Consider the following 10,880-nt stretch of genomic DNA (forward strand, 5'->3'; position numbering starts at 1 on the left):
TGTTCCTCCTGCGGGGGGTGGGCGGCATACGGCCCGGATCGGCGTACATCGGCGGCCCATGCTGCCTTACCCGCTGGTAGGACGCCATGCCCGGGCCGCGGCCCACCGCGCCGGGGCTCGTGAGGTAGCGGCGGGGCGGTGGTCCGCGTGGCCGCCGGCGCCATGGACGGCCGTGCTCGACGCGGTCCGCCCGCCCGGCATGCCTCGACGCGTGCCGGCCCACCGCACGGCCGGCACGTCCTTCGGCGCCGCCGATCGCGCGGTGCGCCTACGCACGCTTGCGATCCGGCTGGATCTGCGCACCCGCAACACGCTGCCCATTCGAGTCGGTTCGCTCGAAGAGATGGTTCCTCCATTCCACATCGGCAATCGAAAGACCTTCCGGAAGGGGCAGTCCACTCACGTGGGCGGACCCTGCCCAGGAAGTTCCGAACAACCTCCCCGGCCCCTTCCTGTAGAGCCCGACGATTTGCGGAGCGCCTCCGCTCCGGGGATCGGCGCCGCCCCCCAGAGCTTCACAGAATGCGCCGAACTCGGCGCGGCTCGTACCGCCCGCATCCGACCGCTTCCACTCCGCCGCAGCCTCGTTCAGGGATCCCTTTCCGCTCCCCAGTAGCACCAGCCCAGAACTGCAGTCCGGCATCGGAGGGTGCTCGGATGCCCAAGCCTCATCGGCGGCGCTGTACTTCAACACTTGAAACCCGAACTCGCAGGACACGCCCTCCCCCTCCCTCGTCGCGTGCACGAGTTGCACGTCCCGACGCTCGGGAATCGGGAGGGCGGACCACGCGTGCTCGACTATCGCCCTGAAGAGCGACTGGCTGGAAAGGATCCCTCTGGGGGCCGTCGATTCGTGACTCAGGATTTCGGCAACAGTCGGGAGCACCAGGGCGGGAAAGAGCACATCGCCCACGTACCCGAAGACATCCGGAGAATTGGTGGAAGAGAATGTCTTCCTGACCCCGTCCCAATGATGGGACGAGTTGGCCCAGGAGACTCTGCTGTCGGTCGCGACATAAACCGAAGCCGGGCCTCGCTGATCAACTCCAACCCAAGCGGCAAGACTGGTCAAGTCGCCTCCTGTCCTTGACACTTGCGCCGAACTCCTTGGAAGATCGGCAGGCAACTCCGGGGGCTTCCATTACGAGGGAGCGGCGAGGTGCCCACAGTGGCGGTGGTGACACCGCCTGGATCCTGTGCCCGCGGTTTTGGTGGCCGGCCGCACCCGTGCGGCCGGCCATTTGGCTCTGCGCCGGGCCGGCATCAGGATGATCGCCCCGCGCGACGCTCGCGGCAAGTACCGGCCGTCGCCGCTGACCGGGCGGGTGTACCGGTGCCGCAGCCGGCTGCGAGCTCCTTCGCGGAACCGGCACCCAGGCCAGGCCGCCGGTTGGACGCGGGCTGCCCTACCCGCCGTCCGTGAGCAGGGCCGCCAGGCGGGCCGTGTGGGGGGTCGGGGACGTCGGGTGGAGGAGTTCCGTGCGGTGGACCAGGCGGGGGGTGCGGACCGGGACCGCCGTGGTGCCGGGGAAGGTGGCGGCCAGGGAGAGGGGGAGGGCGGTCAGGCCGTGGCCGGCCGCGGTCAGGGCCGCCAGGGCGTGCGGATCGGTGCCGTGATGGCGGATCCGCGGCTGGAAGCCGGGGGTGTGGCTGACCTCGCGGAGCCGGGCGAGGGGGACCGCCGTGTCGGGGGCGTCGATCCACTGCGCCTGCGCGAGGTCGGGCAGCCGGACCGAACTCCGCCGCGCCAGGGGGTGGTCGTGCGGGAAGAGCACGGCCAGGGGCTCCTCGGTGACGGCGAGGGTGACGGTGGGGCCGAGGTCCGGCAGCGGGAGGGGGTCGCTGGGCGCGGCCACCCCGTCCACGAGGCCGAGGTCGGCGCGGGCGGTCAGGACCGCCTCGATCACCGCGTCCCTGCCCAGGACGTGGAGGTCGACTTCCACCGGCCCCTCGGCGCGCAGCCGGGCCAGGGCCCGGGCGAGCGCCGGGCCGAAGGCCGCGGGGGAGCAGGCCGGCGTCAGCCGGGCGTCGGGGGCCCGGTGCAGCCGGGCGATGTCGGCGCGGGCCGCATCCAGGCGAAGGAGCAGCGCGGGGGCGTGTTCCATCAGCCGGGCCCCCGCCTCGGTGGGGGCGACGGGCCGCCGTTCGACCAGCCTGGCGCCCAAGTCGGCTTCGAGCGCCGCGATGTGCTGGGACACGGCCGACTGCGTGTAGCCGAGGACCGACGCGGCGGTGGAGAAGGAGCGGTGTTCGAGGACCGCGACGAAGGTGCGGAGGAGATGCGGATCCATGCCCATCAGTATCGCTTATGCGGGTAGCACGGATCATCGTTGGACGTGATGGGCCGGTGGCTCGGAGGATGGCCGTCATGATGAACGTGAACCAGACCGCCGGCACGCCAACCGCCCGCATCGCCCTGATCGCCGACCGCTCCGATGCCGTACGTTCCCACGCCCGCGTCCCCGGCCTGCTGGAGGCCCTGCGCCTGCGCGAGGGCCTGGACCTGGACGCCTACTGGATCCCCACCGAGGAGGCGGGCGAGGGCGTGGACGGCTTCGACGCCGTCTGGGTGCTGCCCGGCAGCCCCTACCGCAGCGAGGACGGGGTGCTCGCGGCGATCCGGGGCGCCCGCGAGAACGGCATCCCCTTCCTCGGCACCTGCGGCGGCTTCCAGCACGCCCTGCTGGAGTTCGCCCGCACGGTCTGCGGCCTCGAGCGGGCCGCCCACTCCGAGAACGACCCCGGGACCGCCGAGGCGGACGCGGTGGTCGTCCCGCTGGCCTGCTCGCTGGTGGGCCACGAAGGCACCGTACGGGTCACCCCCGGCTCCCGCGCCGCCCGGCTGCTCGGCGCGGACCGCACGCAGGCCCGCTACCACTGCAACTACGGCCCCAACCCGCTCCACCTCGACCTGCTCCGCGCCCATGGCATGACCTTCACCGGCGCCGACGAGTCGGGTGACATCCGCATCGCCGAACTGGCCGAGCACCCCTTCTTCCTGGCCACCCTCTTCCAGCCCGAACTGGACGGCGACGGCACCCGCGCCCACCCGTTCGTGGCGGGCCTGGCGGCGGCGGCCGTCGAGCACGCGCGGGTCCGCTGACCGCGGGGGCGGAAGGATTCCGGGTGAGGGGCCTCCCCCGGAGCGGTCCGGCTCGACGGAAGCACCCGTACGGCCGGTGGTCCAGGGCGTCAGGGGGCGGTGCACATCGTTTCGGCGAAGAGGGTGTTCTGGGCGGAGCCCGTGTTCTCGGCCCGGACCGTCCAGCCCGTCTCCGTCGGGGCCGAGGTGGTGAGGAGGACGTCGAGGCTGCCGGATCCGCCTCCTCCGCTCGGCACCTGCCCGGTGGGGCACTCGGCGTGGGCCGTCCCCACCTCGCCGGGATCCAGCTTGACGCTGCCGCTCGTCGCGAGGGCGGCCGCCGTGTCGGAGCAGCTGATGAACGCCCTGACGAACGACAGCGGGGCGTCCGGGTCGTAGTTCGTGTACTTGGCCCGCGCGGTCCAGTTTCCGTTCGACCAGTGCGACGCGCTCGCGTAGGTGCGGTCCCCGGCCTGGAACCCGCCACCCACCACGTACTGGGAGTCGCCGCACCTCGCGGTGCTGGGGTTGTTCGGCTCCCCGGGCTCGAGGGGCGAGTCCGGTCCGACCTGATGGGTGATGGTGCTGTCCGTCGAACAGACCACGCGGGGATGCACGGTCAGCACCTCGTCGGTGCTGTTGTAGACCCGCACGCGCCAGAGGTTGCCGGACGGGGCGGATTCCTTGAAGAAGACCGCGCCCAGGGGATTGAAGCCGAGCGTCGCGCCTCCGCCCGTGGGTTTCGTTCCCTCCGGGCAGGGGGCCACCGCGGTCCCCTGCCGGCCGGGGTACAGGATGATCGGGTGGCCCGGCTGCTGCGTCACGCCGCGGGTCGTGGTCGTCGTGGCCGTCGCCGCCGGGGCTTCTAGGGCCCACGCGTACGGGGCGGAGCCGGGAAGGGCTGCGGCAACAAGGGCACTCGTCGTCAGCGCGGCGGTCCGGAAACGGCGCGTGCGGATCATTGCGGCCTCCTCGTGGTGGTGCGGTCGAAGGCCACACGTCCCCCTGCCGCGGTCGTGCGATGCGTGGGGTCACTCGTTCGGTATACGCACATACGTTTCTTCCTGCGCCGGACGGGTGGCCGGGCGGATCGCCCCTCGGGATCGGGGAAGTCCAGGGCTGACCCGAACCCGAGTGTGCAAAGGAAGGCCGCCATGAAACCCGCCCGCTCTCTCGCCCTGGCCGCCGTGACCTCGATCGTGCTCCTCGCCGGCAGCGCGTTCTCCGCCAACGCGTGGGACTCCGGCGGCGATCCGCCCAAGCCCGCGCCCCCCGTCGACCCCGGTGTCGTCGCGCCGCAGAGCGCGCACCCGCAGTACCGCGGCGACAACGTCACCATCCCGCCGGGCGGTTTCGGCTTCGCGCACGTCTACTGTCCCGCGGGCATGGTGCCCACCGGGGGAGGCGGCCAGACCGCCAGCACCCTCACGTTCGTCACCGACTCCCTGCCCAGTCCCTCGGGTTGGATGGTGGGGGTGAGGAACACGGACACCAGCCAGAGCAACACCGCCTCGGCCTGGGTCGTCTGCACCGCCGCGTAGGCCGTCGGCCCGCCCCGCTTCCGGGAGGCGCGGCACCCGTCCGTGCCGCGGCTCCCGTCCGGTCCCGGGGGCCGGAGCCCCTCCGTGCGGTCGGGGCGTAGCTTCATCCCGAACGTAACTGGCTTTACCCTGATGCGGGTTCGGCCGGACATGCCGGTCCGGCCGACCGCGGCGGACCATCGGGGGACGGGCAGTATGAGCAGCGCGCGCAGGGATGACGACAACGTCGACGGCGGCATAAAGCCGCTCGCGGCCGGTGATCCGAGCCGGATCGGGCCGTACCTGCTCCTCGGCCGCCTCGGCGCCGGCGGGATGGGCCGGGTGTTCCTGGCCCGGTCCGAGGGCGGGCGTACGGTCGCGGTGAAGGTGGTGCACGAGGAGCACGTGGCCGACGCGCAGTTCCGGGCCCGCTTCCGCCGCGAGATCGACGCCGCCCGGAAGGTGGGCGAGCGGTACACCGCGCCCGTCCTGGAGGCGGACCCCGACGCCGAACGGCCCTGGGTGGCCACCGGATACGTACCCGGGCTCTCGCTGGAGCAGATCGTGCGCCGGTACGGCCCCCTGCCCGTGGACTCCGTACACGCCCTCGCGGACGGGCTGCTGCACGCGCTGAAGGACATCCACACCGCCGGGATCGTGCACCGCGACCTCAAGCCGTCGAACGTGATGCTCACCGTCGAAGGCAGCCGGGTCATCGACTTCGGGATCTCGCGCGCCCTGGAGACCTCCGTCGAATCGCTGCTCACCAGCACCGGCATGGTCGTCGGCTCGCCCGGTTTCATGTCGCCCGAGCAGGTGCGCGGGCAGCGGGCCGGGGCGAAGAGCGACGTGTTCACGCTCGGCTGTGTCCTGATGTACGCGGCCACGGGCGAGCTGCCCTTCGGGCACGGCGCCAGCAACCAGCACGCGGTGATGTTCCAGATCGTGGAGGGCGAGCCGGCCCTGGAGCGGGTGGCGGACCCCGCCCTGCGCACGCTCATCGGCCGCTGCCTGGTCAAGGGCGTCGAGGAACGGCCGGGCGTGGACGAGCTGCTGGAGGATCCGGAGCGGGTCCGCCCGGCGGTGCGCGGCGGGGCGTGGCTGCCGCCCGAGGTGGTCGAGCGGCTGGCCCGGCAGGCGGCACGGCTGCTCGACGCGGAGGCGGTACCTGTCGAGGAGCCGGTGCCGGCGTCGGCGCCCGTGCCCCCTTCCGTGCCGGTGGGGGAGGCGCAGACCCCTGACCGGGGGACGCTCGGGCTGCGGCCGGAGGCGGGGGCGGAGGGGGCCGGCGGGTCGGGAGGGTCCGGCGGGTCCGGCGAGCAGGTCGTCGTGGTCGTCGATCCGGCGGGCGGGGCGGTGCCCGCATCGGCGACCGGTCCGTCCGCAGGTCCGGCAGCCGGACCGGCCACCGGCGGCGGTGCCGCGCAGCCCGAACGGCGACGGGCGCGGCGGCGGTTGACCGTCGCGGTGCCGGTGGTCCTGGTGTTCACCGTCGGCGGGGGCACGGTGGCCCTGCTCGAGCCGTTCGGCGGTGGTGGTGGCGGGGCGCAGGCCTCGCCCCCGGCGAGCAGTGCGCCCGTGACGCCCGGCGCTTCCTCGGGCTCCCCTTCGGCGGGGAGCGGTTCGCCTGCCCCGGGCTCGCCCGACCCCGCCAACCCCGGCGGCACCGAGAGCCCCCAGGTCTCCCAGAGTCCTCCCATACCGGGGCCCGACGGACAGGCCGCCGCGGCGGGCGCGGGGACCCCCGGCGGCGGCTCCGGAACCCCGGGCGGCAGCAGCGCGAGCCAGGGCGGCGGCGGGGGCCCGGCCGGCGGCGGCACCGGTACGGGCACCGGCCCGAGCGCTACCCCGGGAGGCTCGGGCTCGCCGAGTGGAGGCGGCTCCCCGAGCGGCGGTGGCTCGCCCAGTGGCGGGGGCTCGCCCAGCGGCGGCTCCGGCGGCGGCGACGCGGTGCCCGCGTACTTCACCGGGACCTGGACCTACAAGGGCGACTTCAACATCGGCCAGCCGGGCACGGTGATCATCACCCGGTCCGGGGCGGTCCGCCTGATCAACGAGTCCCAAATGGGGCACTGCGAGAACATCGCCAAGGTGACCTCCCTGTCCTCCGGCGGGACCCGGATCAACATCGGCTCGGCCGCGGTGGACAAGTCCAAGTCCACCAGCCAGTTCTGCGGGGTCCTGGATCCCTCCTTCTTCACCAAGAGCCTGCCGGCCGGCCTCCAGCACAACGTGGGCCCCTCGCACGGCGAGGGCTACTACTACGAAAAGTCCTGACGTCCGTGCGGTGTCAGGTGCCGCTCGCCAGGCCGGTCTCCCCGGACCACGCGGCGATGCCCACCCGGTTGCGCACCGCCGGCTTCGCCTGGATGCCGGCGACATGGGTCTTGGCGGTGCCCGGCGAGATGAACAGCTCGGCACCGATCTCGGCGTTGGTCGGTCCGCGTGCGACGAGCAGGGCGATCTCGCGCTCCCGCACGGTCAGGGGGCCTGCTGGGAGTCAGGGGGGCCATCGGCTGGCACGACCCGGGGAACAGGGGCGCCCCGGTTCTCCCACGGGCGCGGCGTACTGGGGGATGACGGCCTGCTACCTGCCCCTGGTGGCCTGGGGACCGCTGCTGGCGGTCGTCACCGCGGCCTACCACCGCCGCCGCCGCGTCGCCGCGCCCGGCCGCCGGCTCGTCGCCGCCTGACCGCCGCTCCGGTCCGGCGGCGGCGCCCCGCCAAAGCGAGAACACGTTTCAGTTCCGACCTTCCATCGGAATGGAACGTGTTCTACTCTGCCGCGCATGGGCATCGGAATCACAAAGGAACAGCGGGAGTTGGCCGAGGCCGTACGCGGCTGGGTCGCGCGGGCCGTGCCGCCCGAAGAGGTGCGCAAGCTCCTCGACACCCCGCCGCAGACCGGCTCGCGGCCCGCCTACTGGGACGGGCTGCTCGCCTCCGGGCTGCTGGAACCCCACCTGGAGGGCGGCACCCTGCTCGACCTCGCCGTCGTGGTGGAGGAGGCCGCCCGGGCGGCGCTGCCCGGGGCGTACCTGCCGAGCGTGCTGGCCTCCGTACTCCTGGACCGGGCCGGGGCCGAGCCCCTCGGCGGTCGGGTCGGGGCCGTGGCGCTCGGGCCCGGTGACCTGACCGCCGTCGCCGTGGAAGGCGGGTACCTCCTCGACGGGACCGCGCCGCCGGTGCTGGGAGCCGGCGAGGCCGACGTCGTGCTGCTCGCCGCCGAGACCGCGCACGGGACCCGCTGGTTCGCCGTCGACGCCGCCGCGCTGGACATCCGTACCCAGGACAGCGCCGACCCCACCCGGCCCACCGCCGAGGTCCGCGCCCGCGGGGTCACCGCCGGGCCGGGCGCCCTGCTGGAACTCGACGCCGCCCTCGTGCGGGACCTCGCCTGCGTGCTGTTCGCCGCCGACGCCTGCGGCACCGCCGCCTGGGCGCTGCACACCGCCGCCGAGTACGCGAAGGTCCGCGAGCAGTTCGGGCGGCCCATCGGGCAGTTCCAGGGGATCAAGCACCTGTGTGCCGACATGCTCGTGCGGGTGGAGCAGGCCCGGGCGCTCGCCTGGGACGCCGCGCAGGCCACCGAGGAACCGGCCGAGGTGCGCTCGCTGGTGGCCGCGCTGGCCGCGGGCACCGCGCTCGACGCCGCGTACTCCTGCGCCAAGGACTGCGTCCAGGTGCTCGGCGGCATCGGCTTCACCTGGGAGCACGACGCCCACATCTACCTCCGCCGGGCCCTCGTCGCCCGCCAGCTCCTCGGCTCCGGCGACGGCCACCGGGTCCGCGCCGTACGGCTGGCCGCCGCCGGCGCGCGGCGCGAGCTGCGCCTGGAACTGCCCGCGCGGGCCGAGACCCACCGCGCGAAGGCCCGTACCGCCATCGCGGACGCGGCCGGCCTCGACCCCGCCACCGCCCGCCGGGTGCTGGCACCCACCGGATACGCGGCCCCCTACCTCCCGGCCCCGTACGGGCTCGGCGCCGGACCCGTCGAACAGCTCGTCGTCCAGCAGGAGCTGGCGGCCGCCGGGGTCAAGGTCGCCGACCTCGGGATCGCCACCTGGGTCGTGCCCTCCCTGCTCGCCTACGGAACCCCCGAGCAGCAGGAGCGCTACCTGCTGCCCACACTGCGCGGGGACGTCACCTGGTGCCAGCTCTTCTCCGAGCCGGGAGCCGGCTCCGACCTGGCCTCGCTGCGGACGAAGGCGGAGCGGGCGCCGGACGGGGCAGGCTGGCTGATCAACGGGCAGAAGGTGTGGACGAGTTCGGCGCACAGCGCCGACTACGGGATCCTGCTCGCCCGCACCGACCCGGACGCCCCCAAGCACAAGGGGCTCGGCTACTTCATCGTCGACATGAAGACCCCCGGGATCGACATCCGGCCGCTCAAGGAGATCACCGGCGAAGCCCTCTTCAACGAGGTCTACTTCGACGACGTGCCACTGCCGCCGGACGCCCTGGTCGGCGCCGAGGACGGGGGCTGGAAGGTCGCCCGCAACACCCTCGGCAACGAACGCGTCCACATGGCGGACCAGATGACCTTCGACACCGGCCTGGAGGCACTGCTCGCCCGCTCCGCCGAACTCGAAGGCGGGTACCGGGTGCGGATCGGGGCCCTGGCCGCCGAGGCACACGCCCTGGCCTGCATCGGGCTGCGCACCACGCTCCAGCAGGTCTCCGGACTGGAGCCGGGCGCGGGCGCGTCCGTACGCAAACTCGTCCAGACCCCGCACCAGCAGCGGACCGCCGAGCTCACGCTCGAACTGCTGGGGCCGGCGGGCGCGGTGAGCGAGGGGGCGGGGAAGCGGGCCGTGCACGGCATGCTCATGTCCCGCTGCCTGACCATCGCCGGGGGCACCACGCAGGTCCAGCTCAACGTCGTCGCCGAGCGGATTCTCGGCCTTCCCAGGGACTGACCGAAGGGCAGTGGGACACATATGAAGTCGTACATCGTGGGCGTCGGCATGACGAAGTTCGAGAAGCCGGAGTCGAGGGACTGGCAGTACTGGGACATGGCCAGGGAGGCCGGCGACGCGGCGCTCGCGGACGCGGGCATCGACTACGGGCTGGTCGAGCAGGTACCGGTGGGCTACTGCTTCCAGGCCTCCACGGCCGGCCAGCGGGCCGCGTACGAGCTGGGGCTGAGCGGGGTACCCGTCTACAACGTCAACAACAACTGCGCGACGGGCTCGACGGCGCTGATGCTGGCGCGGCAGTTCGTCGAGGGCGGGACCAACGACTGCGTGCTCGCGCTGGGCTTCGAGAAGATGAAGCGCGGCGCGCTGGGCGGGGGCGCGGACGGCGGGGACTTCAAGACCTCGCCGGTGGCCCGGCACTACGGGATCATGGCCGCCGGGCACGGCTTCGAGATGTCCCCGCCGACCGCGCAGATCTTCGGGAACGCGGCGCGCGAACACATGAAGCTCTACGGGACCACGGCCGCGCAGCTGGCGGCCGTAGGGGCCAAGAACCACCGGCACTCGGCGAACAATCCGAACGCGCAGTTCCAGGACGTCTACACGGTCGAGGAGATCCTCGCCGCCAAGACGATCCACGAGCCGCTGACCAAGCTCCAGTGCTCGCCGACCTCGGACGGGGCGGCGGCGGCGGTGGTCGTGTCGGAGCGCTTCGTGGAGCAGCACGGGTTGGGGGACCGGGCGGTGGAGATCGTCGCGCAGTCGATGACGACGGACACCGAGGCGTCCTTCGCCTCCGGATCCTGCATCGACGTGGTCGGCAAGCCGATGACGGCGGCGGCGGGGCGGGCGGTCTTCGCGGCGTCCGGGCTCGGGATCGACGACGTCGACGTCATCGAGCTGCACGACTGCTTCTCGATCAACGAGCTGCTGACGTACGAGGCGCTGGGCATGTGCGAGGACGGCGGGTCGGGGGTGTTGGTGGAGTCGGGTGCGACGACGTACGGCGGCCGGTGGGTGGTCAACCCCTCGGGCGGGCTCATCTCCAAGGGGCACCCCCTGGGCGCGACGGGCCTTGCGCAGGCGGCCGAACTCGTCTGGCAGCTCCGGGGCGAGGCGGGTCCCCGGCAGGTCTCCGGGGCGAGGGTCGGGCTGGCGCACAACATAGGGCTGGGCGGTGCGGCGGTGGTCACCCTCCTACGGAAGTAACTCCGCGGGCCGGGCGGGGCTGGGGTTGGGGCCGGGGGCGGGGTGGGGTGTCGGTCTGGACTGCATGATTTAGGCGCCCTGGGCGTGGCTTCGACAGGGTGTGGGGTGTACCTGCGCCACACATCACGCTTTACGTCCCGGCCAACACCC

General features: G+C 73.2%; 8 protein-coding genes and 1 pseudogene. 5 read left to right on the top strand and 4 right to left on the bottom strand.

Features of this window, described 5'->3' with window-relative positions:
* Positions 1-268: 268 nt before the first annotated feature.
* Entirely contained in the window at positions 269-1,072 is an 804-nt protein-coding gene (locus ACFYM0_RS14965) for a hypothetical protein (protein WP_388500932.1), read from the bottom strand.
* A gap of 334 nt (positions 1,073-1,406) precedes the next feature.
* Positions 1,407-2,291, bottom strand: a complete 885-nt coding sequence (locus tag ACFYM0_RS14970; protein ID WP_388500935.1) for a LysR family transcriptional regulator — start codon at positions 2,289-2,291, stop codon at positions 1,407-1,409.
* 80 nt (positions 2,292-2,371) lie between these two features.
* Here ACFYM0_RS14970 and ACFYM0_RS14975 point away from each other — a divergent pair, with 80 nt between their 5' ends.
* Positions 2,372-3,103, top strand: a complete 732-nt coding sequence (locus ACFYM0_RS14975) for a hypothetical protein (RefSeq protein WP_388501016.1) — start codon at positions 2,372-2,374, stop codon at positions 3,101-3,103.
* 89 nt (positions 3,104-3,192) lie between these two features.
* Here ACFYM0_RS14975 and ACFYM0_RS14980 read toward each other — a convergent pair whose 3' ends face one another.
* Positions 3,193-4,044, bottom strand: coding sequence for a hypothetical protein (locus ACFYM0_RS14980; protein WP_388500938.1), 852 nt, complete (start codon positions 4,042-4,044; stop codon positions 3,193-3,195).
* A 192-nt stretch (positions 4,045-4,236) separates the two neighbouring features.
* Here ACFYM0_RS14980 and ACFYM0_RS14985 point away from each other — a divergent pair, with 192 nt between their 5' ends.
* Both ACFYM0_RS14985 and ACFYM0_RS14990 read left to right on the top strand, forming a co-directional pair.
* Entirely contained in the window at positions 4,237-4,623 is a 387-nt protein-coding gene (locus tag ACFYM0_RS14985; RefSeq protein ID WP_388500941.1) for a hypothetical protein, read from the top strand.
* A gap of 195 nt (positions 4,624-4,818) precedes the next feature.
* Entirely contained in the window at positions 4,819-6,879 is a 2,061-nt protein-coding gene (locus ACFYM0_RS14990; RefSeq protein ID WP_388500943.1) for a serine/threonine-protein kinase, read from the top strand.
* A 13-nt stretch (positions 6,880-6,892) separates the two neighbouring features.
* Here ACFYM0_RS14990 and ACFYM0_RS14995 read toward each other — a convergent pair.
* Positions 6,893-7,090: pseudogene (locus ACFYM0_RS14995) on the bottom strand (response regulator transcription factor); the annotation flags it as partial.
* A gap of 301 nt (positions 7,091-7,391) precedes the next feature.
* On the opposite strand from ACFYM0_RS14995, the gene ACFYM0_RS15000 reads away from it, so the two are divergent.
* Both ACFYM0_RS15000 and ACFYM0_RS15005 read left to right on the top strand, forming a co-directional pair.
* A complete protein-coding gene (locus ACFYM0_RS15000; RefSeq protein ID WP_388500946.1) occupies positions 7,392-9,521 on the top strand; it encodes an acyl-CoA dehydrogenase in 2,130 nt (709 codons plus the stop codon).
* 21 nt (positions 9,522-9,542) lie between these two features.
* Positions 9,543-10,730, top strand: a complete 1,188-nt coding sequence (locus ACFYM0_RS15005) for a beta-ketoacyl synthase N-terminal-like domain-containing protein (RefSeq protein WP_388500948.1) — start codon at positions 9,543-9,545, stop codon at positions 10,728-10,730.
* The last annotated feature ends 150 nt before the right edge of the window (positions 10,731-10,880 follow it).

The organism is Streptomyces sp. NPDC006487, assembly GCF_042870555.1.
Taxonomy (GTDB): Bacteria; Actinomycetota; Actinomycetes; order Streptomycetales; family Streptomycetaceae; genus Streptomyces.

Coding starts and splice junctions, on each gene's coding strand:
- ACFYM0_RS14975 (WP_388501016.1), top strand. CDS start 2,372: ATGAACGTGAACCAGACCGCCGGCACGCCAACCGCCCGCATCGCCCTG.
- ACFYM0_RS14980 (WP_388500938.1), bottom strand. CDS start 4,044: ATGATCCGCACGCGCCGTTTCCGGACCGCCGCGCTGACGACGAGTGCC.
- ACFYM0_RS15000 (WP_388500946.1), top strand. CDS start 7,392: ATGGGCATCGGAATCACAAAGGAACAGCGGGAGTTGGCCGAGGCCGTA.
- ACFYM0_RS14990 (WP_388500943.1), top strand. CDS start 4,819: ATGAGCAGCGCGCGCAGGGATGACGACAACGTCGACGGCGGCATAAAG.
- ACFYM0_RS14970 (WP_388500935.1), bottom strand. CDS start 2,291: ATGGATCCGCATCTCCTCCGCACCTTCGTCGCGGTCCTCGAACACCGC.
- ACFYM0_RS14985 (WP_388500941.1), top strand. CDS start 4,237: ATGAAACCCGCCCGCTCTCTCGCCCTGGCCGCCGTGACCTCGATCGTG.
- ACFYM0_RS15005 (WP_388500948.1), top strand. CDS start 9,543: ATGAAGTCGTACATCGTGGGCGTCGGCATGACGAAGTTCGAGAAGCCG.